Annotated in this window: 29 protein-coding genes; 21 read left to right on the forward strand and 8 right to left on the reverse strand. The window is 66.0% G+C overall.

The annotated features are described in order from the left end of the window. The first annotated feature begins 6 nt into the window (after positions 1-6). Genes ACQY8M_RS16660 through ACQY8M_RS16675 form a run of 4 tightly spaced genes read left to right on the forward strand, consistent with a single transcriptional unit; the run spans position 7 to position 2,807 of the window. Entirely contained in the window at positions 7-1,239 is a 1,233-nt protein-coding gene (locus ACQY8M_RS16660) for an LLM class flavin-dependent oxidoreductase (protein WP_428674150.1), read from the forward strand. Next, a complete protein-coding gene (locus ACQY8M_RS16665) occupies positions 1,236-2,021 on the forward strand; it encodes an alpha/beta fold hydrolase (RefSeq protein WP_428674152.1) in 786 nt (261 codons plus the stop codon). The genes ACQY8M_RS16660 and ACQY8M_RS16665 overlap by 4 nt, the downstream gene beginning before the upstream one ends. Positions 2,022-2,036: 15 nt before the next feature. Next, positions 2,037-2,402 (forward strand): hypothetical protein, encoded by a 366-nt coding sequence (locus tag ACQY8M_RS16670; RefSeq protein WP_428674154.1) that lies wholly within the window; start codon positions 2,037-2,039, stop codon positions 2,400-2,402. 24 nt (positions 2,403-2,426) lie between these two features. After that, positions 2,427-2,807 carry a hypothetical protein gene (locus tag ACQY8M_RS16675; RefSeq protein ID WP_428674156.1) on the forward strand — a complete coding sequence of 127 codons (381 nt, stop codon included), beginning with the start codon at positions 2,427-2,429 and terminating at the stop codon, positions 2,805-2,807. Here ACQY8M_RS16675 and ACQY8M_RS16680 read toward each other — a convergent pair. From ACQY8M_RS16680 to ACQY8M_RS16695, 4 genes are read right to left on the reverse strand one after another with little or no spacing between them, the layout of a single operon-like run. Then, on the reverse strand, positions 2,804-3,115 hold the full coding sequence (locus ACQY8M_RS16680) for a hypothetical protein (protein ID WP_428674158.1): 312 nt from the start codon (positions 3,113-3,115) through the stop codon (positions 2,804-2,806). The two genes, ACQY8M_RS16675 and ACQY8M_RS16680, sit on opposite strands and share 4 nt — an antisense overlap. Continuing rightward, a complete protein-coding gene (locus ACQY8M_RS16685) occupies positions 3,112-4,119 on the reverse strand; it encodes an NADPH:quinone oxidoreductase family protein (protein ID WP_428674160.1) in 1,008 nt (335 codons plus the stop codon). The genes ACQY8M_RS16680 and ACQY8M_RS16685 overlap by 4 nt, the downstream gene beginning before the upstream one ends. A gap of 22 nt (positions 4,120-4,141) precedes the next feature. Next, positions 4,142-5,185, reverse strand: coding sequence for a GGDEF domain-containing protein (locus ACQY8M_RS16690; RefSeq protein ID WP_428674162.1), 1,044 nt, complete (start codon positions 5,183-5,185; stop codon positions 4,142-4,144). Positions 5,186-5,209: 24 nt separating this feature from the next. After that, positions 5,210-6,433 carry a cytochrome P450 gene (locus tag ACQY8M_RS16695; protein WP_428674164.1) on the reverse strand — a complete coding sequence of 408 codons (1,224 nt, stop codon included), beginning with the start codon at positions 6,431-6,433 and terminating at the stop codon, positions 5,210-5,212. Between the two features lie 59 nt (positions 6,434-6,492). On the opposite strand from ACQY8M_RS16695, the gene ACQY8M_RS16700 reads away from it, so the two are divergent. The 3 genes from ACQY8M_RS16700 to ACQY8M_RS16710 all read left to right on the forward strand — a co-directional run bounded on the left by ACQY8M_RS16700 (position 6,493) and on the right by ACQY8M_RS16710 (position 9,427). Further along, a complete protein-coding gene (locus ACQY8M_RS16700) occupies positions 6,493-7,029 on the forward strand; it encodes a TetR/AcrR family transcriptional regulator (protein WP_428674166.1) in 537 nt (178 codons plus the stop codon). 419 nt (positions 7,030-7,448) lie between these two features. Continuing rightward, entirely contained in the window at positions 7,449-8,549 is a 1,101-nt protein-coding gene (locus ACQY8M_RS16705) for an NADPH:quinone oxidoreductase family protein (RefSeq protein ID WP_428674168.1), read from the forward strand. Beyond that, positions 8,546-9,427 (forward strand): fumarylacetoacetate hydrolase family protein, encoded by an 882-nt coding sequence (locus ACQY8M_RS16710; RefSeq protein ID WP_428674170.1) that lies wholly within the window; start codon positions 8,546-8,548, stop codon positions 9,425-9,427. Before ACQY8M_RS16705 ends, ACQY8M_RS16710 begins: the two co-directional genes overlap by 4 nt. 36 nt (positions 9,428-9,463) lie before the next feature. On the opposite strand, the gene ACQY8M_RS16715 is transcribed toward ACQY8M_RS16710, so the two are convergent. Next, positions 9,464-10,393 (reverse strand): NAD-dependent epimerase/dehydratase family protein, encoded by a 930-nt coding sequence (locus ACQY8M_RS16715; RefSeq protein ID WP_428674172.1) that lies wholly within the window; start codon positions 10,391-10,393, stop codon positions 9,464-9,466. A 294-nt stretch (positions 10,394-10,687) separates the two neighbouring features. Between ACQY8M_RS16715 and ACQY8M_RS16720 the strand changes: the two genes are divergently transcribed. The 5 genes from ACQY8M_RS16720 to ACQY8M_RS16740 are packed head-to-tail and all read left to right on the forward strand — an operon-like array spanning position 10,688 to position 16,218. Continuing rightward, positions 10,688-11,686 carry an ABC transporter ATP-binding protein gene (locus ACQY8M_RS16720; RefSeq protein ID WP_428674174.1) on the forward strand — a complete coding sequence of 333 codons (999 nt, stop codon included), beginning with the start codon at positions 10,688-10,690 and terminating at the stop codon, positions 11,684-11,686. Continuing rightward, positions 11,683-12,678, forward strand: a complete 996-nt coding sequence (locus ACQY8M_RS16725; RefSeq protein WP_428674176.1) for an ABC transporter ATP-binding protein — start codon at positions 11,683-11,685, stop codon at positions 12,676-12,678. The genes ACQY8M_RS16720 and ACQY8M_RS16725 overlap by 4 nt, the downstream gene beginning before the upstream one ends. Positions 12,679-12,710: 32 nt before the next feature. Continuing rightward, on the forward strand, positions 12,711-14,321 hold the full coding sequence (locus ACQY8M_RS16730) for an ABC transporter substrate-binding protein (protein ID WP_428674178.1): 1,611 nt from the start codon (positions 12,711-12,713) through the stop codon (positions 14,319-14,321). A gap of 30 nt (positions 14,322-14,351) precedes the next feature. Next, on the forward strand, positions 14,352-15,323 hold the full coding sequence (locus tag ACQY8M_RS16735; RefSeq protein WP_428674180.1) for an ABC transporter permease: 972 nt from the start codon (positions 14,352-14,354) through the stop codon (positions 15,321-15,323). 13 nt (positions 15,324-15,336) lie between these two features. Continuing rightward, complete coding sequence (locus ACQY8M_RS16740) at positions 15,337-16,218, forward strand: ABC transporter permease (protein WP_428674182.1); 882 nt, start codon at positions 15,337-15,339, stop codon at positions 16,216-16,218. On the opposite strand, the gene ACQY8M_RS16745 is transcribed toward ACQY8M_RS16740, so the two are convergent. Together ACQY8M_RS16745 and ACQY8M_RS16750 are read right to left on the reverse strand one after the other, a co-directional pair. Then, a complete protein-coding gene (locus tag ACQY8M_RS16745) occupies positions 16,219-16,971 on the reverse strand; it encodes a carboxymuconolactone decarboxylase family protein (protein WP_428674184.1) in 753 nt (250 codons plus the stop codon). A 65-nt stretch (positions 16,972-17,036) separates the two neighbouring features. Next, complete coding sequence (locus tag ACQY8M_RS16750; RefSeq protein WP_428674186.1) at positions 17,037-17,648, reverse strand: 2OG-Fe(II) oxygenase; 612 nt, start codon at positions 17,646-17,648, stop codon at positions 17,037-17,039. A 124-nt stretch (positions 17,649-17,772) separates the two neighbouring features. On the opposite strand from ACQY8M_RS16750, the gene ACQY8M_RS16755 reads away from it, so the two are divergent. The 9 genes from ACQY8M_RS16755 to trxC all read left to right on the forward strand — a co-directional run bounded on the left by ACQY8M_RS16755 (position 17,773) and on the right by trxC (position 25,376). After that, positions 17,773-18,723: an LLM class F420-dependent oxidoreductase gene (locus tag ACQY8M_RS16755; RefSeq protein WP_428674188.1), complete on the forward strand. Its 951-nt coding sequence runs from the start codon at positions 17,773-17,775 to the stop codon at positions 18,721-18,723. Further along, entirely contained in the window at positions 18,720-18,890 is a 171-nt protein-coding gene (locus ACQY8M_RS16760) for a hypothetical protein (RefSeq protein ID WP_428674190.1), read from the forward strand. Before ACQY8M_RS16755 ends, ACQY8M_RS16760 begins: the two co-directional genes overlap by 4 nt. 76 nt (positions 18,891-18,966) lie before the next feature. Further along, on the forward strand, positions 18,967-19,176 hold the full coding sequence (locus tag ACQY8M_RS16765) for a bacteriocin (RefSeq protein ID WP_428674192.1): 210 nt from the start codon (positions 18,967-18,969) through the stop codon (positions 19,174-19,176). A 9-nt stretch (positions 19,177-19,185) separates the two neighbouring features. Then, positions 19,186-19,518 (forward strand): HdeA/HdeB family chaperone, encoded by a 333-nt coding sequence (locus ACQY8M_RS16770; protein WP_428674194.1) that lies wholly within the window; start codon positions 19,186-19,188, stop codon positions 19,516-19,518. Positions 19,519-19,553: 35 nt separating this feature from the next. Continuing rightward, positions 19,554-20,753, forward strand: coding sequence for a patatin-like phospholipase family protein (locus ACQY8M_RS16775; RefSeq protein WP_428674196.1), 1,200 nt, complete (start codon positions 19,554-19,556; stop codon positions 20,751-20,753). Positions 20,754-20,871: 118 nt separating this feature from the next. After that, on the forward strand, positions 20,872-21,636 hold the full coding sequence (locus ACQY8M_RS16780) for a hypothetical protein (protein ID WP_428674198.1): 765 nt from the start codon (positions 20,872-20,874) through the stop codon (positions 21,634-21,636). Positions 21,637-21,649: 13 nt separating this feature from the next. Then, positions 21,650-22,708, forward strand: a complete 1,059-nt coding sequence (ydiK, locus tag ACQY8M_RS16785; RefSeq protein WP_428674200.1) for an AI-2E family transporter YdiK — start codon at positions 21,650-21,652, stop codon at positions 22,706-22,708. Between the two features lie 29 nt (positions 22,709-22,737). Next, positions 22,738-24,870: an adenylate/guanylate cyclase domain-containing protein gene (locus ACQY8M_RS16790; protein ID WP_428674202.1), complete on the forward strand. Its 2,133-nt coding sequence runs from the start codon at positions 22,738-22,740 to the stop codon at positions 24,868-24,870. A 68-nt stretch (positions 24,871-24,938) separates the two neighbouring features. After that, positions 24,939-25,376, forward strand: a complete 438-nt coding sequence (trxC, locus tag ACQY8M_RS16795; protein ID WP_428674204.1) for a thioredoxin TrxC — start codon at positions 24,939-24,941, stop codon at positions 25,374-25,376. A gap of 20 nt (positions 25,377-25,396) precedes the next feature. On the opposite strand, the gene ACQY8M_RS16800 is transcribed toward trxC, so the two are convergent. Further along, the gene (locus ACQY8M_RS16800) at positions 25,397-26,353 is read right to left on the reverse strand and encodes a Bug family tripartite tricarboxylate transporter substrate binding protein (protein WP_428674206.1); all 957 of its coding nucleotides are present in this window, start codon (positions 26,351-26,353) and stop codon (positions 25,397-25,399) included. Position 26,354 lies beyond the last annotated feature (1 nt).

Genomic DNA, 26,354 nt, shown 5'->3' on the forward strand with positions numbered 1-26,354 from the left:
CAGGCCATGAAGTTCACCTGGTTCCACCTCATGCCGTGGCCGCACATGCCGGACGACTTCCGGGAGAAGCACCGCTCGGTGTGGGTCGACCTGCCCAACAAGATGTACCAGCCCGAGCTGGGTCACATCGCCTATCACCAGTATCTCGACCAGCTGGAATACGCCGAGACGGTCGGCTTCGACGGCATCGGCGTGAACGAGCACCACGCCAACGCCTACGGCCTGATGCCGTCGCCCAACATCATGGCGGCGACCTTGACGCGGCGGACCTCCAAGGCGGCGCTGGTCGTGCTCGGCAACTCGATCGCTCTCTACAATCCGCCGCTGCGGGTGGCGGAGGAAATGGCCATGCTCGACGTCCTGTCGGGCGGCCGCCTCATCGCGGGCTTTCCGGTCGGAACCTCGATGGATACCAACTATGCCTACGGCACGATCCCCGCGCTGACCCGCGAGAAATACGCCGAGGCGCACGAGCTGATCCGCAAGGCATGGGCGGCCGACGAGCCCTTCGCCTTCAACGGGCGCTACACCAAGCTGCGCTACGTCAATTGCTGGCCCAAGCCGCTGCAGCAGCAGATGCCGGTCTTCATCCCCGGCGGCGGCTCGGTGGAGACCTACGACTTCTGCCTCGACAACACCTATTCCTATTCCTACCTCAGCTACTCGGGCTACCTGCGCGCCCGGTTGCTGATGGACGGCTACTGGAGGCGCGTGGCCGAGCGGAAGGTCGACGAATCGCCCTATCGCGCCGGCTTCGCCCAGGTGATCTGCGTGGCCGATACCGATGCCGAGGCCGAGCGGCTCTACGGCCCGCACGTGAACTACTTCTACAATCGCTGCCTGCACGTCTATCCGGGCTTCGCCGATGCGCCGGGCTACCGCACGGTGAAGACGATCCAGACCGGCGCGCTGTCGCAGTTCACCTCGGCCGCGGCACGCGACTACCCCAGCATGAGCTGGAAGGACCTGACCGAGAACCGCTACATCGTGGCCGGCTCGCCCGAGACGGTGCGCCAGCAGCTCGAGGAGCTGATCAAGACGCTACGGGTCGGCAACATCTTCTGCCTGATGCATATCGGCAACATGCCCGACGACAAGGTGCGCCATTCGACCAAGCTGTTCGCCGAAAAGGTGATGCCGCACCTGCGCAACCTGTGGCCGGAGTGGCAGAACCATGACGACCGCTTCTGGTGCCATCCGATGCACGAGCCGGTTCCGACGAGGATTGCTGCCGAATGAAGTCGAAGTTCCTGCCGCTCAAGCATCTGGGCGCAAAGATCGAGGTGGTCGAAGCCGGCAAGGGCCGCGATCTCCTGTTCCTCCACGGCGCCGGCGGCCACATGGTCGACGACCCGCTGCTGGCCGCCCTGGCGAGCAAGTACCACGTTGTGGCGCCGCTGCTGCCCGGCTATGGCCAGTCGGGCGGCGAGGACGGGCTGCGCGACATGCTCGACGTGACCCTTCATGCTCTCGACGTGCTCGAAAAACTCGACCTCAAGAAGCCGATCGTGGTCGGTCATTCGATGGGCGGGATGATCGCCGCCGAGATGGCGGCGATCGCCCATACCGAGATCACCAGGCTCTGCCTGATCGCGCCGGCCGGGCTGTGGCTCGACGACCATCCGATCGTCGATATCTTCTCCAAGCTGCCCTACGAGTTGCCGGGGCTGCTGTTTCATGACGCCGAGGCGGGCGGCAAGCTGCTGACGGCCGGCCGCGGCAATATGGAAGACCCCGAATTCCTGAAACAGTTCCTGGTCATGAACGCCCGGCGCATGGGCATGGCCGGCAAGCTCCTGTTCCCGATCCCCGATCGCGGCCTGGCCGGGCGGCTTCACCGGATCACGGCCACGACCCTGATTGTCTGGGGCAAGGAAGACGCGTTGATCCCGCCGGTCTATGGTGACGCCTTCAAGAAGGCGATTTACAAATCGAAGCTGGTCAAGGTTGCCAAGGCGGGTCATGCGGTCGGACAGGAGAAGCCGGTCGCGGTGCTGAAGGCGATCGACGACTTCTTCTGACGGGGGCGAGGCGCGATGAGAATCTTGGTGCTGGCGATGGCCCTGGCCCCGTTTGGCAGCGGCGTCGCCTGGGCGGAGGCCGCGACCTACAGCCTGACCGGCATGGGTACGGGTGTTGCTGGAACGTCCAAATGCGCCACTTACCAGATTTCCATCGATGTCACCGTCGACGGAAAGGCGGTGAAGGGCCTGTTCAAGCAGCAGGGCCGGCCGGAGCGGTCATTCACTGCGACCCTGGACGACAAGGGCGAGTTCAAGACGAAGGCCGAAGTCGGCGAGGGCAACGTGATGGACGTGCACGGCACGATTTCCGACAAGGAAAGCCGCATCCTGCTCGACGGGTATTGCAAGTTCGAAGGCAAGCTCGATCGTAGATCGTGATCACCCGACAGGGAGACGAGTACCGTGACCAGGAATGCGATCATCGCCAGTGTTTTAGCCGCCGCCGTTTTCGCCGGCGCGGCCTATGCGCAGCAGGCGGCGGTCTACACATGGACCGGCCCTGGCGTGAATGTTCGCGGCGCCAACAAGTGCCCCGGCTACAAGATGACGATCGACGTCACGGTGCAGGGAAACGATGTGAAGGGAATCTTCCAGCAGGAAGGCCGCGAGCAGCGCAATTTCGCGACCACCCTCGCACAGGGCGGCGCCTTCAAGACCGTGGCGAAGCTCGGCCAGGGCAACACCATCGATGTCGTCGGCACCATCAAGGACGGCGACTCCAGGATCATGCTCGATGGCTACTGCAAGTTCGAAGGCAAGCTGACGAAGAAGCCGGCGGCCTAGGCCTCCGGCACCGCCAGTGCGATCTGCCTGAGGCAGGTCTGGCGCGACAGGCTGTAATTGGACGGCGACCGCCAACGGTCGCCGTTTTCATGGACGTGGCTGAGATCGTCGAAATGCAGGCAGCGCCATTCGCCGCCATGCGGCAGCGCGCTGGTCGTGTCGCCGCCATACTGGAAGACGAAGGCGGCCGGGGTGCTCTTCGAGGTGAAGCCGACTGCGTGCGGCGCAAACCGCCGTTCGGTTCCCTTGTGAAAGCCGGTGAGGCAGCGCTTCTCCCGGATGGCTTGCACAATCAGGTCGAGGATCATTCCATCGTAACGGCGACCCGGCCGGTGACGCTGCGCTCGAGCAGCGCCTGCATCGCCTTGGGTGCCTCGTCGAGCCGGTAGGTGCGATCGATGTGCGGGCGGCAGAGGCCCGCTTCGCACCAGCCGCGGATGCGCTCCATCAGGGCGAAGGTCCGGTCGGCCTGCTCGAAGCGCGCATCGTGCGGGCTCCAGCCGACGTAGTAGCCGTAGTTGAAGCCCATCACGGCGATCGACTTCACTAGCAGGATGTTGGCCGGGATCTGGGGGATCGTGCCACCCGCGAAGCCGATCGGGCAGATGCGGCCCTCGACCGCGAGGCAGCGCAGCGACTGGGCGAAGACATCGCCGCCAACCGGATCGTAGACGCGATCGACGCCGCGGCCGCCGGTGAGCTTCAGCACTTCCGCGCGGAAATCCTGCGTGGCGTAGTCGATCACATGATCGGCGCCGCGCTCCCGGGCGAAAGCGGTTTTGCGCGGACCACCGGCCGTTGCGATCACGGTAGCGCCCAGGATCTTGCCGATCTCGACGGCGGCCATGCCGACTCCGCCGGCCGCGGCGTGGACCAGCAACGTCTGCCCCTTCTGCACATCGAGCGCCATCGGCCAGGTCAGCGCCCCGCCGGACGTCGGGTAGGAGATCGCGAGCTGGATCGCCTCGACGAAGCCGACGTTTTTCGGCTTGGGGAAGACGTTGACCTCGTGCGCCACCGCCTCCTCGGCCAGCCCGCCCCAATCGAGCACGGCCACGACCTCGTCGCCGACCTTGAGCCGCCTGCAGGCGGGATCGGCCTCGATCACCACGCCTGACACCTCGGTGCCAGGCGCAAAGGGCAGCGGCGGCTTGCGCTGGTACTTGCCGGCAATCACCAGCGTGGTGGCGAAGCTCACGCCCGCGGCATGGGTCTTGATCCGCACCTGGCCGGCCTTGAGCGGCGGCCGGTCGATGTCTTCCAGGCGCAGGTCTTCAGGGCCGCCCCATTGGCGGCAGATCATGGCTTTCATGTCTTCCTCGATCCGTCGAAGCTCACGGGCGTTGGGCCCCGGTCACGGAGAACTCCTGCTCCGCCTGTTCGTAGAGGTTGCGATCGACAGACCCGGCCGGGAAGTCCGCACTGCTCTTGCCTGATTCCCAGTTCAGTCGCCGGGTGGCATCCGGATACCGGGTCGATCTCAGATAGTCCTCCAACCGCTGGGTCACCATGCTCGGCTCCTCGCCACGATAGAGCTGGCAGACGGCGCCGGAGAATCGGATGTGCAGCGGCTCCCTGGTCTGGGCGATATTGTCGGAGATGTGCTTGTCGAGCCGGGAGGTGATGAGGCGTTGCAGGCGCGTCAGCAGGCCAAGCATCCCGGCTTCGGATCCTTCGGCCACCACGTAGAATTCGTCTCCGCCCGGATACTTTCGATAGATCCGGTTCGGCAGCATCGCATTGTCCACCAGATGCCTCTTATATAGCCCTTCGTTCTTTCGCATGCTCTCTTCGAGGGACTGGGCGAGGTAGCGCAGGATCTTGTCCACCTTGCTGTAGCCAAGCTCGTCGTTGAGACGGCCGAATCCGACGAGGTCGATCAGCGCGATCTGGCGTGGCGTGCCTGCCGAGGCCTTGGCCGCGAATTCATCGATATCGTTCTTCCATTTCGCCTCGTTCGGAATGCCGGTCACGACATCGAGGAAGTTGAACTGGCGCGCGTCGTGCAGATGGCGCTGGAGCGTCGCGATGGTCTGATCGCGGTACTCGACTTGAGCATCCAGAGCCTTGACCTTGTCCGCCAATTCCGTCGCAGCGGTCGCGCGCTGCGACGAAAGATTCTCCCTCAGACGTGCAATCTCCTTACGGTCTTGCTCGATCACGCGATTGAGGATGGCAACAACGATCGTGGCGGCAAGTGCGAGGAGGGTAGCTTGCCAGATCGTCCCTTCAACGCCGACGTCGAAGTAGTATCGAACCTTCTCGACCAGGTTGAAGTCCTGGTCGATGATCTTCTGGCTGACGAGGTTGACGAGGATTCCGATGCCAATGGTATAGAGGCCTCCGAAGATCAGAAGCAGGCGACTGGTCGGGATCAAGCGACGACCTCCGTTCGTAGGCCGCTAGCTTAGTCGGACGGGCAGGCTCTTCACACCTCGCAAGATCAGGGAATCGTGCCATTCCGGCTCACCGCCGGCGAGACGGACTTCGGGCAGGCGTTCGGCGAGGCGCAGGGCGGCGATGCCAGATTCGAGCCGGGCGAGCGGGGCGCCGAGGCAGAAGTGGATACCGTGGCCGAAGGTCAGATGCGGGTTCTGCGGACGGGCGATGTCGAAGCGCTCGGGGTCGTCGATCGCGTCGGGATCGCGGTTGGCGGAGTTCATGAAGGCAAAGACCCTCTGGCCCTCTCGAATGGTCTTGCCGCGCATCTCTATGTCGGCCGCGGCGACCCGGGCGAAGGCGCCGGACGGGCCATCGTAGCGCAGATACTCCTCGACCGCCGAATCGGCGAGCGACGGGTCGGCGACCAGCCGTTCCCATTGGTCGCGATTGCGCATCGAATAGAGGAAGCCGTTGCCGATCAGGTTGGTCGTGGTCTCGTGGCCGGCGAACAGCAGCAGGATGCACGTGCCGATGATCTCGTCGGTGGAAAGCGCGTCGCGGTCGTCGCGCGCCAGCACGAGCTGGCTGATCATGTCGGCGGTCGGCGTTGTGGTTCGTGCCTCCACGAGGCCGCGGAAATAGTCGGACATCGCCCTGGCGCCGGATTCGGCGCGCAGGTACTTGTTGCCGGCGACCTGGGCCGTGCCGATGAAAAGGGCGATGTCGTCGGACCAGACCTTCACCCTGTCGAGGTCGGTGCGCGGCACGCCGAGCAGGTCCATGATCACCGAGGCGGGCAGCGGATAGGCGAAGTCGGCAATGAAGTCGACCGTCTCGCCGCGCCGGGCCTTGGCGTCCAGGCCGTCGATCAGCTCGGCGACGATGCCCTCGATGTTGGGCCGCAGGTTCTCGACCGCGGTCGGCGTGAAGGCCTTGTTGAACAGGCGGCGCAGGCGGGTGTGGTCGGGTGGGTCGCGGAACACCATCCAGTGGTTGAGGTAGCGCACCAGGCTCTGGATCGAGCCGCGCTGGTACTCGCTGTTGGTCCTGAAGAACGGCGTGAGCCTGTCGGCCGAGATCTGCTGGTTGTTGAGCGCCACCTGCTTCACGTCGGCGTGGCGCGTGACGATCCATGCCTTCATCGCCGGCGACCAGTGCACGGGATCCTCGGCGCGCAGGCGCGCGAACTCGGGGAAGGGATTGGCGTTGGTGGCAGGGTTGCCGAGATCGAAGACGTAGGACATGGGCCAAGGCTAGTCCGCGGCCGCTTACCAAACAAGCGTTTGGTTGGTATGCTTCCGCCGTGTCCCGTGCAAAGCTCCTGTCCGTGTCGGCGCGCCTCTTCGCCAAAGGCGGCTTCGAAGCGACCTCGATGCGCGACATCGCGGCCCGGGCCGGCATGCTGGCGGGCTCGATGTACTATCACTTCCCGTCCAAGAATGACCTGATCGCCGCCGTCTACGAGGCGGGCGTCGCCGAGATCGGCGCCGCGGTCGACGAAGCGCTCGACGCGGCGCGCGGGCCGTGGCCGCGGCTGGAGGCGGCCTGCGTGGCGCACCTCGAGTCCCTGCTGGCCGACTCCGCGCACGCCGCCGTCATGACCGCCGATCTCGGCCGGCTCGACAGCCGCCTCAGGCGCCGGCTGGTGACCTTGCGCGACGGCTACGAGAAGCGCTTCGTCGAGCTCGTCGCGGCGCTGCCGTTGCCGGCCGGGACCGACCGCAGCCTGTGGCGCCTGCAGCTTCTCGGCGCGCTCAACTGGACGCCGACCTGGTACCGCCCCGGCGGAAACAGGACGCCGGCCGAGATCGCCCGCGCCTTGGTCGCAGCGCTGCGCTGATCGCGTTGCCCTCCAACGGCCCGTCCCTTCGTTGTCTTGAGAGCTTATGAAAAGATCGCCTTGGCGATTCTAAAGATGATCCTGCTCCCCACTTGCCTCACCCTGAGAGCTTGTGAAAAAATCGACGTCGCGACTCAATGACGATCTCGCCACCCACTTGCCTCACCCTGAGGAGCGCAGCGCAGCGGAGCGTCTCGAAGGGTGGGCGACGCGAAGGACGTGGCGAAAGTCGTTGCGGACATGACTTTTTGCGAGGGCAGTACGTGTTGCCACCCTTCGAGACGCTCCGCTGCGCTACGCTCCTCAGGGTGAGGTGGTGAGGTGGTGAGGTAGCGAGGGCCAAGGAAAACGTCTGAATGGCAATCATTCACAAACTCTGAGCGCAGCGAAGGATTTGGCGCCAATTCAAGAGGAGCTCTTTGGATCAGGCCGTGGTCTTCCGGGGTGTCAGCAAGAAGGTGCCGCTTACCGGTTACAGGACGCCGGATTTGCTGCAAGCTGACGGCATGAAGGCGATACGAGCAAATTCCCTGGAATCTCTCGACGACTATGCCGAAGTCGAGATCGCGACGCCCGAGCCGGCGGCCTCCGAGGTGCGCATCAAGGTGGCGGCCTGCGGCGTGGGCTATGTCGATTCTCTCGTGGCGCTGGGCCGCTATCAGGTGAAACCGCCCTTGCCGCACATTCCCGGCGGCGAGGTCTCGGGCTGGATCGATGCCGTCGGCGCGGGCGTCGGCAACTTCGCCGTCGGCGATCGGGTGATTGCGCAGGTGCGCGGCGGATTTGCCGAGCAGGCGATCGCTGACGTCCAGTCCGTGAAGAGGCTGCCGCCCGGCATGAACCTCGACCAGGCCGCCGGCTTTCGCATCAACTACATGACCGCGCTGCACGGCTTGCGGGACCGCGCCCACCTTGCGCCCGGCGAACGGCTTCTGGTGTTCGGCGCGGCCGGAGGCACCGGCCTGGCTGCGGTCCAGATCGGCCACCTGCTCGGTGCCACGGTGATCGCGGTTGCCTCGACCGCGGAGAAACGGGCCCTCGCGGCGCGGCATGGTGCGGCCATCACGATCGACCGTGACGCCGAGGGCTGGCGCGAGCGGCTGAAAGCGGCGGTCGGCGGCGGTATCGACGTGGTCTTCGACCCGGTGTGCGGGCCGCTGTTCCAGCCCGCCTTCCGCTCGCTGAACTGGGGCGGACGCCATCTGGTCGTCGGCTTCGTCGGTGGTCCGATTCCCGCGCTTCCCGCGAACCTGCCGCTGATGAAAGGCGCGTCGCTGGTCGGTGTCGACTATCGGCAGTTCGCCCAGGTGTTCGAGGCCGGTCGCGCCGACGCGGAACTCGACGAGTTGCTGGGCTGGGTCGAGGCGGGCCGTCTGGCCCCGCCGGCCGGCCGTATCTTCTCCTTCTCGGAGTACCGCGACGCCTTGACCTTCGCGTTGAGCGGCGCGGGCGTGGCAAAGACCGTGCTGGCCGTGCACCGGGACGCCGCATCTTTCGGGATGGAGACAGGACGCGCATGAAGCTCGTGACCATCAAGCATCAAGGCCATCGCAAGGTCGGCGCGATCCGTCCGGGCACGGACCGGATCTGGCTGCTCGAGGAGATGCTGGGCCGACCGGTCGGCGACATGCTGTCGACTATTCCCGAGCTCGACGCGATCAGAAAGGCGGCGGCCTTCACCGGCGAGGGCATCGCCCTGTCGGACGTCCGGATCGAGGCGCCGATCCCCCGTCCGGCGCGCAACGTCTTCTGCGTCGGCAAGAATTACCACGAGCATGCGAAGGAATTCACCCGCAGCGGCTTCGACAGCAGCGCGAGCTCGGCAGCCGACGCCATTCCGACCGCTCCGATCATCTTCACCAAGGCGCCGGAATGCGTGATCGCCGACGGCGACGACATCCTCTATCCGACCGGCGTCAGCGACAGCCTCGACTACGAAGCCGAGCTCGCCGTGGTGATCGGCCGTGGCGGACGAGGGATCCCGAAGGCTCGCGCCTACGACCACGTCTGCGGCTACACGATCGTCAACGACGTGACGGCGCGCGACCTGCAGGCGCGCCACAAGCAATGGTTCATCGGCAAGTCACTCGACACCTTTTGTCCGATGGGCCCGTGGCTGGTGACGGCGGACGAGGTCGATCCAGAGAACCTCGGCGTCAAATGCTGGGTCAACGACGAGCTGCGCCAGGATGCCAACACGCGCGACCTGATCTTCGACATCCCGACCCTGATCGAGACGATCTCGGCCGGCATGACCCTGCAGCCCGGAGACGTGATCGCGACCGGCACGCCGGTGGGAGTCGGCATCGGCTTCACGCCGCCCAGGTTCCTGCGTCCGGGAGATCGCGTGACGGTCGAGATCGAGGGGCTGGGCCGGCTGACCAACAGGGTCAGGTAGGACGAGAGCTCCTCCATCTATCGCCGGGTCGCTTTGTCAGGCGATTGGGGGAAGACCTTCGCCAATGCGGATGTCGTTGATGACTTCCTTTACACGCTGGCGAAGGGGCCGGTACTGCAACCCGAACTCTTCGACGAGACGTCGATTGTCGATCAAATAGTTTCCGGAGGTCTCACGGCCACCGGTCTGCGCTTCGAATCGAATATCTGCATCGGGCAAGAACTCGCGCACCAGAGCCGCCAACTCGCCCAGGCTGACCGTGGTCCCCCCGGAATTGTAGGTGCCGTGCTTCGGCTTATCGGCAAGCAGAACCCGCGCGAACGCTTCGGCCATGTCCTCGACGTGAATGACGCAGCGCATGGTGTCGGCGTGCGGAAAGCTGACGGACTGCCCGCGTGCCGGCTGGCACATGCAATTCACATGATCGATCGAGCCGAACTTCTTGTCGGGACCGGTTACGTTGGCCGGTCGGACGCAGGTGATCGTCATGCCGTACGCGCGCCGATAGTCGTGAGCCTGCCATTCGTTGATGATCTTGTTCACCGCGTACTGTGTTTCGCCGCGTCGCTCGTCGGTCTCGTCGACGAGGCGCTCGCCGAACGGGGACTGTTGGCCACTGACCGCGACCGAGCTGGCGAAGACCGTATGCTTGACGCCGCATCGCCGCGCCGCCTCGAAGCAGTTGTCCATGCCCTGGATATCGAGCTTGAAAGCATCGTGGGGAGGGAGGTCGCCGATGAAGTAGGACAGATTGATCAACCGCTCGGCGCGGGCTTCCTGCACCACGCCAATGACGTCGTCGAACTGGGTCACGTCGCCACGCTTCACGGTAACTTTGTCGCCCCAGCGCGCGAACGCAGCCCTCGCACCGGCGGCATCGATATCCATGCAGGTGATGCTATGGCCGGCGGCGACCAGAAGGGGCACCATACGCCGGCCGATGAAGCCGGCGCCGCCGATTACCACGATAGACATGCATTTCCTCCCCCGTCGTCACACGCCATTCGGCTCGAACGAAGGCGCCACGTTACCGGTGGAGGGCGGAGCAAGGAAGCGGAGCGAGACGGGCTCGTGGGCTGCGCGAAGCCACGCGGTGCGCAATCCGCCTTTGGGGCGCGTCCGGATGCCCCACCGCATCATCTCGCTTCCGCTCGGCGATACGCTTACAATAAGCTGAATACGCCCATCATAAGGGCGGCACCGGTCGCGCACAGCGCCGGTAATGAGTTTGGATCAGGGACGAAACGCTGCGGGGGACCAATGTCGGCACTCCTCGACGTGAGGAATTTGCATACCGAGTTTCGCACCGGTGCAGGGTTGGTGCGCGCCGTCGACGGGGTGTCCTACACTGTCGACCCCGGCGAAACCGTGGCCATCGTGGGCGAGAGCGGGTCGGGCAAGTCGGTTGGCGCCATGTCGATCCTGCGGCTCATTCCCGATCCGCCGGGACGCATCACCGAGGGCCAGATCCTGTTCGGCGGGCGAGACCTGCTCGGCCTGTCTGCCGAGGAGATGCGGATGGTGCGCGGCAGCGAGATCGGCATGGTGTTCCAGGAGCCGATGACGTCGCTCAACCCGGTGCTGACCATTGGCCGCCAGATGACGGAGACGCTGCAGCAGCATCGCGGCGCGGACCGCGCGACGGCCGACCGCCGCGCCATCGAGCTTCTCACCCTGGTCGGCATTGCCGACCCGAAGCGCCGCCTGGGCCAGTATCCACACCAGCTTTCCGGCGGCATGCGGCAGCGGATCATGATCGCCATTGCGCTCACCTGCGAGCCGCGGCTGATCATCGCCGACGAGCCGACCACCGCACTCGACGTCACGATCCAGGCGCAGATCCTCGAGCTGATGACCGGCCTGACGCGCCGGTTGAACGTCGCGCTGATCATCATCACGCACAATCTTGGTGTGGTCGCGCGCTACGCCAGGCGGGTCAACGTCATGTACGCCGGCCGCATCGTCGAGAGCGGTCCCGCGCCCGAGGTCTACCACGACCCCCGCCATCCCTACACGATCGCGCTGCTGCGCTCCGTGCCGCGCCTCGACCGGCCGCGCCAGGCACGGCTCGATCCGGTCGAGGGCCAGCCGCCCGACCTGACGCGTCTCGACCGCGGCTGTGCCTTCCGCCCGCGCTGCCGGTTCGCGGTCTCCGCCTGCGCCGAGGCCCGACCACCGCTCGAGGCTGCGGGCGCGGCGGGCCATCTGTCGGCCTGCTTTCGCCGTGACGAGCTGGCTGCCGCGCAGGCCGCGGCATGAAAGCCGCCGCCGCTGACCGGCCGCTTCTGGAGGTCCGGGGGCTCCACATGCACTTCCCGATCTCCGAAGGCATCCTGATGCGGCGGCAGATCGGCGAGGTGAAGGCGGTCGATGGCATCGACTTCAGCCTGCGCCGCGGCGAAACCCTTGGCCTGGTGGGCGAGAGCGGCTGCGGCAAGACCACGACAGGCCGCTGCATCCTGCAGCTGGAGCGGCCGACCGCCGGTGAGATTCTCTACGACGGCGTCGACATCAACACGATATCGCGACGGGAGATGCTGGCCCTGCGACGGCGCATCCAAGTGATCTTCCAGGACCCCTACAGCTCGCTCAATCCGCGCATGAAGGTCGGCGACATCATCGGCGAGCCGATCATGGTGCATGGCCTCGCTGCTGACGCGGCCAAGCGTGCGGAACGGGTGCGCGAGCTGCTCTCGATCTGCGGGCTCAATCCCAACTTCGCCGACCGCTATCCGCACGAGATGTCGGGTGGGCAGCGGCAGCGGGTCGGCATCGCGCGCGCACTGGCGCTGGAACCGGAGTTCATCGTCTGCGACGAGGCGGTGTCGGCGCTCGACGTGTCGATCCAGGCCCAGGTGATCAACCTGCTGGAAGACCTGCGCGAGCGTTTCGGCCTCACCTACCTGTTCATCGCCCACGACCTGTCGGTGGTGCGCCATCTCTGCCAGCGGGTGGCGGTGATGTATCTCGGGCGCATCGTCGAGCTGGCCGGTTGCGACGAGCTGTTCGACAACCCGCTGCATCCCTATACGCGCGCGCTGCTGGGGGCGGTGCCGATCCCCGATCCGACGATCGAGGCTGGCCGCACGTTCCAGCCGGTGCGCGGCGAGGTGCCGAGCCCGATCAATCCGCCGTCCGGCTGCGTGTTCCATCCACGCTGCGCGCTCGCGGTCGAGAGCTGCAAGCAGGTGCGGCCTGAGTTGCGCGAGTTGAAACCCGGCCACTGGGTGGCCTGCAGCCAGGTGAACTGAACGAAGAGAGTAGTTTCGAAGGGAGGGGTACAATGAAGATCGAAGCCCGATGGCTGGCAACAAGCCTGTCCGTGATGATCTCCGCGGCGCTGGCGGTAACGCCGGCCTTTGGCCAGACGCCCAAGCGCGGCGGCACGCTCACCTACATGATCCCGGCCGACGCCCCGCCCAGCCTCGACGGGCACAAGGAGAACACCTTCGCCACTCTCCATGCCACGGCGCCGTTCTACTCGACCTTGATCGCGATCAATCCCGACAATCCCTCGTCGTCGACCGACTTCGTCTGCGACCTCTGCACCGAGATGCCGAAGCCGACCGACGACGGCAAGACCTACACCTTCAAGATCCGCAAAGGCGTGAAGTTCCATGATGGCACGCCGCTCACGGCGGCCGACGTGGCGGCGAGCTGGCAGCGCATCGTGCATCCCCCCAAGGGCGTGTCGAGTGCGCGCGAAGCCTACATGATCATGGTCGATACCGTGACCAGCCCGGATCCCGAGACCGTGGTGTTCAAGCTGAAGTTCGTCACCGGCGCCTTCCTGCCGGCGCTCGCCGATCCCTTCGCTTACATCTACAAGAAGGACATCGTCGAGAAGGATCCCGCCTGGTACGAGAAGAACGTCCTGGGCTCAGGCCCGTTCAAGTTTACCGCCTACGAGACCGGCCAGTCGATCAAGGGCGTGCGCAACCCGGACTACTATCATGAGGGGCAGCCTTACCTCGACGGTTTTGCTGCCATCTTCGCGGCCAAGCAGTCGGTTCGCGTCGATGCCATCCGCGCCGACCGTGCGGTCACCGAATTCCGTGGCATGCCGCCGTCTGCGCGCGACGAACTGGTCAAGGAGCTGGGCGACAAGGTCACGGTCCAGACCAGCGATTGGAACTGCGTCAACCTGCTGACGCCGAACCAGAAGAAGAAGCCGTTCGACGACGTTCGGGTCCGACGCGCGTTGGCGCTGGCGATCGATCCGTGGAAGGGCGCGCCCGCGCTGTCCAAGATCGCCACCGTGCACACCGTGGGCGGGCTGGTCTTCCCGGGGTCGCCGCTGGCGGCGACCAGGGAGGAACTGCAGAAGATCGCGGGCTTCGGGACCGACATCGAGAAGTCGCGGGCCGAAGCCAGGAAGCTCCTCAAGGAAGCCGGCGCCGAGGGGCTGAAGTTCGAGCTGACGAACCGCAATGTCGATCAGCCCTACAAGTTCATCGCCACCTGGGCGATCGACGAGTGGAGCAAGGTCGGCCTGAAGGTGACCCAGCGCGTGCTGCCGACCGGCCCGTTCTACGAGGCACTGCGCGGCGGCACCTTCGAGGTCGCCGTCGAGTTCAACTGCCAGAACATGGTCAACCCGCTGCTCGACGTGGCCAAGGTCCTGCCGCGCTCGGTCTATCCCGAGAACTACGGCGGCTACGAGGACCAGAAGCTGATCGACCTCTACAACGCGATGCTGCACGAGCCCGACCCGGCCAAGCAGCGCGAAAAGATGCGCGCCTTCGAGACCTACGCGCTCGACACCCAGGTCGACACGATCATGACGCCGTGGTGGAGCCGCATCATCGTCCACCGCTCCTACATGAAGGGCTGGAAGATCAGCCCGAGCCATTACCTGAACCTCAACCTCGCCAACATCTGGCTGGACAAGTAGCGGGCGCGTCGCCGGAGACCGGCTGCGCCGATGTATCGCTACATCCTCAACCGCCTGTTGCTGTCGATCCCGACGCTCATCGGGGCGGCAGCGCTGGTGTTCATCCTGATGCGCCTGATCCCCGGCGACATCTGCATGGTCCGGCTGGGCGGCAGCGGCGGGTCGGTCAGCGCCTCGGCGCTTGCCAACTGCCACGCCCAGCTCGGCCTCGAGCGCCCGCTGCCGCTGCAGTTCCTCGACTTCGTCGTCGGTTTCGCCAGCGGCGACTTCGGCGTCTCGATGTGGTCGGGCAAGCCGGTCATCCAGGAGATCGGCACGCGCATCCCGGTGTCTCTGGAGATCGCCATTCTAGCCACCCTGGTGGCGGTGGCGATCGCCATTCCGCTCGGAACGATCTCGGCGCTGAAGCAGAACAGCTGGCTCGACCATGTCGTGCGCACGGTGGCGATCGCCGGCATCGCGACGCCGTCGTTCTGGCTCGGCATAATATCGATCCTGATCGTGCTCGACGTCTCGCATGTGCTGTTCGGCGCGCCGTGGATGCCGCCGATCGACTACGTGCCGCTGTGGGAAGACCCGCTGCACAACCTCTCGATCGTGATCCTGCCGGCGATCACCATCGGCTACCGCTATTCGGCGGTAACCATGCGCATGACGCGCTCGGCCATGCTCGAGGTGCTGCGCGAGGACTACATCCGCACCGCCCGCGCCAAGGGCCTGCTGGAGCAGATCATCGTCAACCGCCATGCGCTCAAGAACGCGATGCTGCCGGTGGTAACGCTGGTGGGTATCGAATTCGCCTTCCTGATCGGCGGCCTCGTGGTGACCGAGCAGGTCTTCAACCTGAACGGCATCGGCAGGCTGTTCGTGCTCGCCGTTCAGAACCAGGACTACACGCTGACCCAGGCACTGGTCATGCTGACGGTTGCCATCTTCGTCGTCACCAACCTGGTGGTCGACGTGCTCTACGCGTGGCTCGATCCGCGCATCCGCTTCGGCTGAGGAAAGCGCCGCGATGACTGCCGTCACCAACGACCCGCCCGCGATCCGCCGCTCGTGGCTCGATGCGTTGCTCCATTTCGCTCGCCGCCAGCCGCTCGGCACCTTCGGCCTGGCGATCGTGATCATCGCTGGCATCGCCGGCCTGGCGGCGGAATGGATCGCGCCGTACAGCCCGACCGCCAACGATTTCGCCGCCATGACCGAGCCGCCGAGCGCCGCTCACTGGCTGGGCACCGACCAGTTCGGCCGGGACCTGCTGTCGCGCATCGTCTACGGCGCGCGCACCGCCCTGATCATCGGCTTCGTCTCCGCCTTCGTCGGCGGCTTCGTGGGCCTGGTGCTGGGGGTCGCCAGCGCCTATTTCGGCGGCTGGATCGACAATGTGCTGCAGCGGGTGATGGACATCCTCATGGCCTTCCCACTGATCATCATGGCTCTGGCCGTGGTCGCCATATTCGGCACCGGGGTGCAGAATGTGATCGCTGCGATCACCGTGCCGCTGGTGCCGCGCTGCGCGCGCGTGGTGCGGGCTAGTGCGCTCTCGATCCGCGAGGTGCCTTATATCGATGCCGCGCGGACCTCGGGCTTCAGCCATGCCCGCATCATCCTGCGCCACATGGTGCCCAATGTGGTGGCGCCGTTCCTGATCATGCTGACCGCCTTCGTCGGCCAGGCGATCCTGGCCGAGGCGTCGCTCTCCTACCTCGGCCTCGGCGTGCAGGAGCCGACGCCCGCGTGGGGCCTCATGCTGCAGGGCGGGGCAGAGGAATACGCCTCGACCGCGCCGTGGATCGCGATCTTCCCGGGCGTTGCCATTGCTCTCACCGTGTTCGGCTTCAGCCTGTTCGGCGATGCGCTGCGCGACGCGATCGATCCCAAGCTGCGGGAGCGCTGATCAGGCCAGCGCCTCGCTCAGGCCGCCGAGCGCATTGAGGGCAGGGGCGAAGCCGCTGAGCGGTGCGGTCTGGATTACCGCCTCGATCACCTCGGTGCGGCTGAGCCCCATGTTGAGGGCCGACTGGCCGAACTTCTTCACCTGACCGTCGAGGCGCAGCGCGGTGAATGCCGCCACCGCGACCAGCGCCCGCCGCCTCAGATCGAGACCGGGACGGAACCAGATCTCGCCGTAGCCGTACTGGATGGCCAACGGATAGAGCGCACCCGTAACCTTGTTGTCGGGTGCAGCGTAGCCGCCTGTTGCACGCTCGCCGTGAAGCCGTTGCATCAGGTCGCGGCCGCGTTTCGTCAGCGTTTCAAGAGAGTCCTCGCGGGCGGTCTCGTCGGGCATGACGATGTTGCGCGCGGCAAACACTGCGCCGGCCGTCGCGACGGCTTCCTCGGACGCCGCGAAGCCGGCATAGATGCCGATCTGGACCAGGATCTCGACAATTGCCCGCGCCGACAGGCCGAGATCGAGCGCCGCGCCGACATGGCGGCCGAGCTTGGGCAGCCGTTGCACGGCGCCGAGCGCCGCCAACGCGCAGACCATGCGATCGTCGAGCGCCAGGCCCGGCCGGCTCCAGATCGCCCCGTAGACCGCTTCGGTGTTGAGCGTCCTCATGTTGGCCGGCGCGCCGTCGTCGCCGGCACCGAACAGCCGCCGGCGCATGGCCTCGCCCTCGGCCCGCAACGAAGCGCGATCGGTCATCGTCTCATCCCTGTTCGATTGAGCATCGGCTGCGAGCCTAGCCCAATCCGTCGCGATCCACGACTTCAGCCGCACAGCCAGATGTTCACTGCGAAACGGCCGTCGCCGAACGCGCCGTCGGGACAGGAAATCCGCTCGACTTCATGGCGCGCGGACGACGGGAAGACGAGCAGGCTGTCGTGGGTTGGTTCGATCATGATCGACTGCTCGCCGCCAAGGTCGAATAGGCGCAATCGCCCGCCGGCGAAGCGGCGCGGCAGCCGATGGAGATAATAGACCATCGTCATGCGCCGCCGGCCGCCGGGCGCGTATTCGTCTCCGGGGTAGGTATCGGTGTGCGGCTGGTAAAAGGCGCCGTCGCCGTGCGCCACCATCTCCATCTGTTCGATGTGGGCGGGGATGTGCGCCATGTCGAATGCCGTCTCGAGGCTGGCCTGCAGGCCGAGCGCCTTGCGGCGCAATGGATCGGCGAAGGTGCCGAGGTCCTGTAGAACGCAGGACTGGCGCACCACGACATCGAGGCGGCTCGCACTCTGGCTGTTGATCCGGGTCGGTGTGAAACGTGCCTCCGCAGCCAGGCTGTAGGCCAGCAGGCGGGCCGCGCCCGCGTCACCCAGCCAGCCCGGCAGGATGCGATGGGGCGGAAACCGCCCGGCGAGGAAAGACGGCTCTGACACGCATCCCTTGTCGGCTCCTGCGACCGGGCCGGCAAGGACGAAGCGGCCCGTGCCGATATCGCCGTTAGTCCCTACACTCGCGCTGATTTTGACCGTTTCGAGCAAGGACAGGGGAGTTCCTCCGATGCGCTACGGCTTCTATCTTCCGACCCGCGGCCCGACCGCGACTCGCGACGGCGTCCTCGCCCTGGCGCGCGAAGGCGAGCGGCTGGGGCTCCATTCCGCGATGATCGCCGACCACATCGTGTTCCCGGTCCAAAGCGAATCGGAATATCCCTACACGCTCGATCGCAAGCATCCGAGCGGCGGCGACGCGCTGGAAACCTTCTCGATCCTCGGCGTCGTGGCCGGCGCGACGGAGCGGTTGCGCCTCGTTACCTCCGTGCTGGTGCTGCCCTACCGCAATCCGGTGCTCACGGCCAAGATGGTGGCTTCGCTCGACGTCCTGTCCGGCGGACGGGTGACGCTGGGGGTTGGGGTCGGCTGGCTGAAGGAAGAGTTCGAGGCGCTGGACAGCCCGGACTTCGAGCGGCGCGGCGCCGTCAGCGACGAATGGATCGCGATCTTCAAGCAGCTCTGGACGCAATCGCCCGCCAGCTTCACGGGCGAGTTCTACGACTATGCGGACATTCGCTGCGAGCCCTTCCCGCTGCAGAAGCCGCATCCGCCGATCTGGGTCGGCGGCCATTCGCGCGCCGCGCTGCGTCGCACCGCGAAGCACGCCGATGGATGGCATCCGGTGGGCGCCATCGCCGCCTCGCCGCTGCCGCCCGAAGAGATGCGGACGCATCTCGCGACGCTGAAGCGGCTGACCGGGGAAGAGGGACGGGATTTCTCCGCGCTCACGATCTCCTACAAGGCGCCGCTCTACGATTCGAGCGTGCCGGATCGCGACGGCACCCGCCGCAGCTTCTCCGGCAGCCCCGAAGAAATCGCGAGCGACATCCGCGCCTTTGCTGCGATCGGCGTGCACGAGCTGATCTTCGACTTCCGCAGCGAGAGCATCCCGGCCAGCATCGAGCGTCTGCAGCGCTTTGCCGCCGAGGTGATGCCGCTGGTGGGACGCGCGCGATGAAGCTCCATCGCCGCAAAGCCCTGGTGTTGGCCGCCTGTGTCTGCGCCGTCGGCGCTGAGACCGCACGGCCGCCCGCCGAATGGCTCGCGGACTATTCCGACCCGCTGCGCTACGAAGACCTCGACGTCGCCACGATCGAACAGGCGCCGATCGGTGTGACGAGCTGACCGGAAGCAGGAGAAAGTGAAATGCCATCGCGCCATGTTTCTGCTAAGCGGATATCGACGACACGGGGGAAATCGAATGATGAAGAAGGCATTGGTGATGCTCGCTGCGGTGGGCATCCTCGGCGGCTGTGAGAACATGTCGTCCGGGCAAAAGGGCGCCGTCGCAGGCGGCGCGCTCGGGACGGGCATCGGCATGGTCGCCGGCGGCAGCTTCGGCCAGGTGGTCGGCGCCGGCCTGATCGGTGGCGCCGTCGGCTATGTCGGCGGCAGCGCGCTCGGCAGGTAGGAGGGGCACATGACCGCAAGGATCCTCGCTGTCGCCGCCACGCTGCTGGCCGCCTCGGCTTCCGCCCAGGCGCAGGTGCCGCCGCTCAACTTCGAGCAGGCGGCCTACGTCACGTGCCGAGACGCGCACGCCATGCAGCCGCAGGCACGCCAGGCGCTCGCGGTCTTTCTCGCCGACCATGCCGCACGCTACCGCGGCGTCGCCATTCCCGAGAACGAACAGGGCGCGCAGCTTGCCCACTTGGTGCGCGGCGGCTGCACATTGGCTCCAGACGCCTACCTCTTCACGGTTATCGACCGGGCCCTCGTGGCCGAGCTCGCGAAGCTTCCGAAGCGGCAATAGCCGCTTCCTCCGACCTACAAGATGGAGACGGCGTCGTGACGCTTTACCGATTGTCACTGATGGCGATGCTTGCCCTGGGCATCGTCGGCTGCTCGGTCCCCGAACGCGGGGCCGGGGTGCCGCAAGTCGATACCGAGCGGGCCCTGCCGCTCGGCCTGTCCAATGCCCGCTTCTATGCCGACGGCAATCCGAAAGTGATGATTGACGAGGCGATGCAGGCGGTCGCCCGCGAGGTGGCGATCCTGCGCGCGTCCGGTGTCCCGGCGACACGGCTGTCGCCAGTCACCTATCTCGCCGTCTCGGGCGGCGGCGACAACGGCGCCTTCGGAGCCGGGCTGCTGAACGGCTGGACGCAGACGGGCGCACGGCCCGAGTTCAAGATGGTCACCGGCGTCAGCACGGGCGCTCTGATCGCGCCTTTTGCTTTCCTCGGGCCCGAGTACGATGCCGCGCTGCGTGAGGTCTATACCAGCATGACTGCGGAAAAGGTCTATCGCGCACGGGGGCTTTCCGCCGCCCTGTTCGACGACGCGATGGCCGACACCAGCCCGCTCGGCCTGATCATTGCCCAGTACGCCGACCAGAAGATGCTCGACGCGATTGCGCGCGAGTACCAGAAGGGCCGCTTGCTGATGATCGGCACGACCGATCTCGACGCGCAGCGGCCAGTGATCTGGAACATAGGGGCGATTGCGGCGAGCGGCCGGCCCGGCGCGCTCGAGCTGTTCCGCAAGATCCTGCGCGCCTCGGCGGCGATCCCCGGCGCCTTCCAGCCAGTCTTCATCGATGTCGAGATCGACGGCAAGAAATACCAGGAGATGCACGTCGACGGCGGCGCCATCGCGCAGCTTTTCCTCTATCCGCCGTCGATCGACATCTCTGCCAGCAAGGTGCGTCGGCAGCGTACGGCCTACATCATTCGCAACGCGCGGCTCGACCCGGACTATGCGGCGAGCGAGCGCCGTACCCTCTCGATCGCCGGTCGCGCCATCGCCACCATGCTGGCCACTAGCGGCCGTAACGACGTGCTGCGCACCTACTTCGTCACCCAGCGCGACAAGGTCGACTACAATCTCGCCTATATCGGCGCGGATTTTTCGGCACCGAAGTCCGGCGAGTTCGACCAGTCCTACATGCGGGCGCTTTACGCCTATGGCGAGCGCCAGGCGCTCGGCGGCCAAGCCTGGCACAAAGCGCCGCCAGGCTTGGGTGTGGCCGGCGGGGACCAGCCCTAGCACAGGCGTGGCGTTGGGCCGGATATCGCCGGGCTCGTCGGCCAGGGGAAGGGTATTGGTCCCGGCCGCTCCCCGAGCGACGTTGGCGTCGGGGTGCCAAGGAACTCGGTAGTAGAGCATGATCGATATCACCGACTATCCAACGGCGGTCCTGCTGGTCGCCTGCCCGATCCTGTGGCTGGCGGCAAGGGTCGGCGTCCGGCTGAGCCGGCAGCTTCCCCTCGACGACGACATGCGCCAGGACTTCAACACCCTGCAGGCTGCCGCCCTGACGCTGCTCGGCCTGATCATCGCCTTCAGCTTTTCCCTGGCAGCGGAACGCTACAACCAGCGCAAGAATCTGGAGGAGGCCGAGGCCAACGCGATCGGCACGGCGTATGTCCGGGCTGCCTTGCTGCCGGCCGCTGACGCGGCCAAGCTTCGCCCGTTGCTCAAGGCCTATCTCGACCACCGCATCCAGTACTACACGGCCTTCCGCGACTCGGAGACCCGCGACATCAGCAAACAGACGGCCAAGCTGCAGGAAGAGCTGTGGGCGGCGGTCGTCGGGCCCGCGACGGCGACGCCCACGCCGATCGTCGCTCTGGTCGTCTCCGGCATGAACGAGGTCCTGAACGCCCAAGGCTACACACAAGCGGCGTGGTGGAACCGGATCCCGGGCTCGGCCTGGGGCCTGATGGGTGTGATCGGACTCTTCTGCCATATCCTGGTCGGCTACGGCGCGCGAAGCCTGGCCACCGCGAGACGGCTGCTGTTCATCTTCCCCGCCTTCATCGGGATCGCGTTTGCCTTCATCGCCGATATCGACGCGCCGCGCCATGGTATCATCCGCGTCAGTCCCCAGAACCTGATCAGCCTCGCCAACTCCCTCTCGCCCCCGTAAGGGAAGGTCCGTCATGCCCGAGATACGCCACGACCTCACCCGCACGGTCCTTGCGATCCTGTGCATCGCCGGCCTGATCGCCGCCTCGTTCGTCGTTGTCCGGCCCTTTCTCGGCGCCCTGGTGTGGGCGACCACTCTGGTGATCGCAACCTGGCCGCTGATGCTGAAGCTGCAGGCGGCCCTGGGTGGACGGCGCGGCCCGGCAGTGACGCTCATGACCCTCGCGTTGCTGCTGATCGTCGTGCTGCCGCTGTCGGCCGCGATCGGTGCCATCGTGGTCAATTCCGATCGGATCGTGGCCCTCATCGCGGCCGTGCCCGACTTCCACGTTCCCGCCGCGCCGGCCTGGCTGGCAGACATCCCGCTCGTGGGCGAGGCGGCCGTCGAACAGTGGGCCAAGGTCGCCGGCCGCGATGCCGTGGAGATCGCGCGGCTCGCGACGCCCTATGTCGGCACGATCACCAGCTGGTTCGTCGGAGCGGCCGGCAGCGCGGGAGGCATGATCGTCCATCTCGTCCTCACGATCGCCCTTGCCGCTGTGCTCTACGCGTCCGGTGAGACGGCGGCCAGCTGGTGCCGGCGCTTCGGCCGCCGGCTCGCAGGCGCGCGCGGCGAGGACGTGGTCGTATTGGCTGGGCAGGCGACGCGCGGTGTGGCGCTTGGCGTCGTGGTCACCGCCATCGCGCAGTCGCTGGTCGCTGGCACGGGCCTTGCGCTGGCCGGGGTGCCGCGCGCCGGCATACTGACGGCGATCATACTGATGCTGTGCATCGCCCAGCTCGGGCCGGCTCTGGTGCTGGTGCCGGCCGTCATCTGGCTGTTTGTGGCCGGCGCCACGTTGCCCGGCATCATCCTCGCCGTCTTCACCGTGATGGCGCTGACGATGGACAATTTCCTGCGCCCGTTCCTGATCAAGCGCGGTGCGGACCTGCCGCTTCTGCTCATCCTCGTCGGCGTGATCGGCGGCCTGCTGGCATTCGGCCTGCTCGGCCTGTTCCTCGGTCCGGTGGTGCTGGCCATCACCTACACCTTGCTGCAGAACTGGATCGCCGACGCGGACGCCCAGCCCTAGGCGTCCGGCGAGGCGCGGAGACGACCTCGATGTCCCCAACCCCTGGCGCCGTTGCCGCGCGTCCCATCCGCTGGGGACTGGCGACGCGGTTGTTCGCGATCCTGCTCCTGCTCGGTGCGGTCGCTGTCCTGGCGACAGGCGTGCTGGGCTACATGCGTGCCCGGGATGCCTTGCAGGAGTCGATCTACAACCAGCTCACCACCGTGCGCAAAAGCAAGGCGCGCCAGATCGAGACCTATTTCCGGACGATCCGCAACGAGCTGAGCCAGCTCGCCGCCGCGAAGATGACGGTCGAGGCTGCACGCGCCTTCCACATCACCTTCGACGAGCTCGAGCAATCCGACGTGCCGTTCGAGCTGCGCCGCAAGGTCGGCGGATGGTACGAGGCTGGCTTCCTGCGCGAATTGGACCGCGAAACCGGCAAAAAACTGAACGTCGCCGATTACTTGCCGACCGGTCCCGCCGCCTACTATCTCCAGTACCACTACATCGTGAACAATCCGCATCCCAGGGGGTGGCGCAGACTGGTCGACGATGCCGGGGACGATAGCGCCTACACGAAGCAGCATGCTATTTTTCATCCGCTGATGCGCGCTGCCGCCAACGGCTTCAGCTTCTTCGATGTCTTGCTTGCCGATCCCAAGTCCGGTCGTCTTGTCTATACGGTCCGCAAGGAGGTGGATTTTGCCACCTCCTTGCGGACCGGACCTTACCGACGCTCCAACGTCGCCGCCGCCGTTGCTCGTTGTGCCACTTCCGCCGACAGGTCGGCAGTGTGCTTCGAGGATTTCGCCCCCTACGCCCCTTCCAGGGGGGCGCCAACCGCTTTCATGGCGGCGCCGGTGATAGACCAGGGCGTTGTCGTCGCGGTGCTGGTCGCGCACTTGTCGATCGATGAGATCGACAACGTGGTGACGGGAGATCGCCGTTGGCGCGAAGAGGGTTTCGGCGCCACCGGGGAAGCCTATCTCGTCGGGCCTGACCATCTTGCACGCTCCGGTCTTCGGGCGTTTTACGAGGATCCCCCTCAGTATTTTGCAGAGCTGAAGTCCGGCGGCGAGTCGGACGAGGACATAGACGCGATCCGGCGCTTTGGAACGCCGATCATGCACCAGCATGTCAAGACAGAGGCGTCTCGTGCCGCCCTTGCTGGGCTCGAAGGCACCGGTGAGATTACCGGCTATCAGGGCATCCCGATCCTTGCCTCGTGGGGGCCGCTGGCGATTCCCGGAACCAAATGGGCGCTGATTGCAAAAATCGATGCTGCCGAGGCTTTTGCGCCGGTCTACCGACTGCAGCTGGACCTGATGATTGCGGGTGCGCTCGCACTGCTGGTCGTAATCCTGACCGGCGCATGGCTGTCACGCGCGCTGCTCGCGCCGTTGCGCGAGCTCACCGACGGTGTGACGCGCTTCGCCGGCGGCGACTATGGTGCCAAGGTGACGGTCCGTACGCGCGATGAGGTCGGCGCGTTGTGCGCGGCGTTCAATGGCATGGTGGAGGAGATCCACGCCAAGAACATCGTCATCGAGAACAAGAACCGCGAGAACGAGGAGCTGCTGCTGAATGTCTTGCCGGCGCCGATCGCCAGCCGGCTGCGCGGCGGCGAGAAGCGGATCGCCGACGGCTTCACGGAGGTCTCTGTCGCCTTCGCCGACCTGGTGGGCTTCACCGCGATGTCGTCGGCGATGGCGCCGGACGATCTGGTGAGCCTGCTGAACGGCCTGTTCACGCGCTTCGACGTGGCAGCGCAGGAGATCGGAATCGAGAAGATCAAGACCGTAGGTGATTCCTACATGGCGGTCTGCGGGATGCCCGAGCCTGTCGCAAATCACGCCGAGCGCATGGTGCGCATGGCGATCCGCATGGTCCACATCACCCGCGAGCACGCATTGGAGCACCACGTCTCGATGTCGCTTCGGGTCGGCATCAACAGTGGGCCGGTGGTGGCGGGCGTTATCGGCAAGAGCAAGTACATCTACGACCTGTGGGGCGACACCGTGAACCTTGCGTCTCGGATGGAATCGAACGGCATGCCGGATTCGATCCAGGTGACGCGGCGGGTCTACGAGATGCTCAAGGACGAGTTCGTCTTCGAACCGCGCGGGGAGATCGAGGTCAAGGGCAAGGGCAGGGTCGAGGCCTGGCTGCTGAAGGTATAAGATAGGGTGGGAGGCGGCCGGAACGAAACCCGTTGCCGGTCGTTTTCGGCCGCAGGAGGCGAGGTGCCATGAGTGAAATCCGCCAGATCGTTTGCCCACATTGCACCGCGATCAATCGAACGCCCGCCGACAGGCCGGCGGAGAAGGCGAAGTGCGGGGCCTGCCATAAGCCGTTGTTCAGCGGAAGACCGGTCGCCGCGTCGGCGCAGACCTTCGCGACCCATCTCCAGCGCAACGACATACCGGTGGTGGCGGACTTCTGGGCCGAGTGGTGCGGCCCCTGCAAGATGATGGCGCCGGCCTATGATCGCGTCGCCGCCGAGCTCGAACCACATGTCCGCTTCCTGAAGGTCGACACCGAAGCCGAACAGCAGCTCGCGGCGCAGTACAACATCCGCAGCATCCCGACCCTCATGCTGTTTCGGGGCGGAAAGGTCGTGGCGCAACAGGCGGGCGCGCTGGACGCACGATCGCTGCGCGCCTGGATCGAGCAGAACGTCGCATGAGAAGACGGACGGCAACCCTCTCAGTCGACCTGGATGCCGAGCGGCGGTAGCACCTTCCTGTAGCGCTCGATCTCGCTCGCCACATAGGCGCCGAACTCGGCCGGCGGCATCCCCACAATTTCGCCCCCATTATTGTGCGTGTAGGTCTCGAACGACTTCTCCCGCGCCGCCTTCATGATCGACTGGTAGAGGCTCTCGACGATGGCGGGGGGCATCTTGGGCGGTCCCCAGAAGCCCGACCAGGCAGGGATGTCGGCTTCGATGCCGTGCTCGCCGAAGGTCGGTGTGTCGGGCAGTTGCGGCGCGCGCCTGGCGCTCGAGATGCCGAGCGCGCGTAGTTTGCCGGCCTGCAGGTGCGGCATCACCAGCGACGGCGACACGAAGAACGAGTCGATTGTGCCGGCCATCGCGTCGGCGATCGGCGTGCTCTTGTACGGCACGTGCGTCAGCTGCACCTTGGCGCTCCGGCAGAACAGCTCGCCCACGACGTGGGTGGTGTTGCCGATGCCGGACGAGCCGTAGGTGATCTTGCCGGGCTCGGCGCGTGCGGCGGCGAGATACTCCTCGATCGTCTTGAAGCGCGAGTTACCGGCAACGATCAGCGCGAAGCCCTGCGAGCGTGTCATCATCGTGATCGCGGTGAAGCCCTCGACCGGATCGTAGGGCAGCTTGCGGATCAGCACGGCATTCGTGGTGTGGCCGCCGGTGGTATAGAGGACGGTCGAGCCGTCCGGTTTGGCGCGCGACACTTCGAGCGAGCCGATGGTCGTGCCGCCGCCCGGCTTGTCGTCGACCATCACGGTCCGGCCGGTCGCCTGGCGCATCGCCTCGGCAAAGACGCGGGCGGTGTTGTCGGTACCCGAGCCTGCGCCGAACGGAACGACGATGCGCAAGGCAGTATCCTGCGCGAAGGCGGAAAGGGGAGACGCCGCGCCCACCGCGGCCAGCTTCAGCGCAGTGCGTCTTCCCAAGAGCATG

This window comes from Reyranella sp. (assembly GCF_965279465.1).
Classification (GTDB): Bacteria; Pseudomonadota; Alphaproteobacteria; order Reyranellales; family Reyranellaceae; genus Reyranella.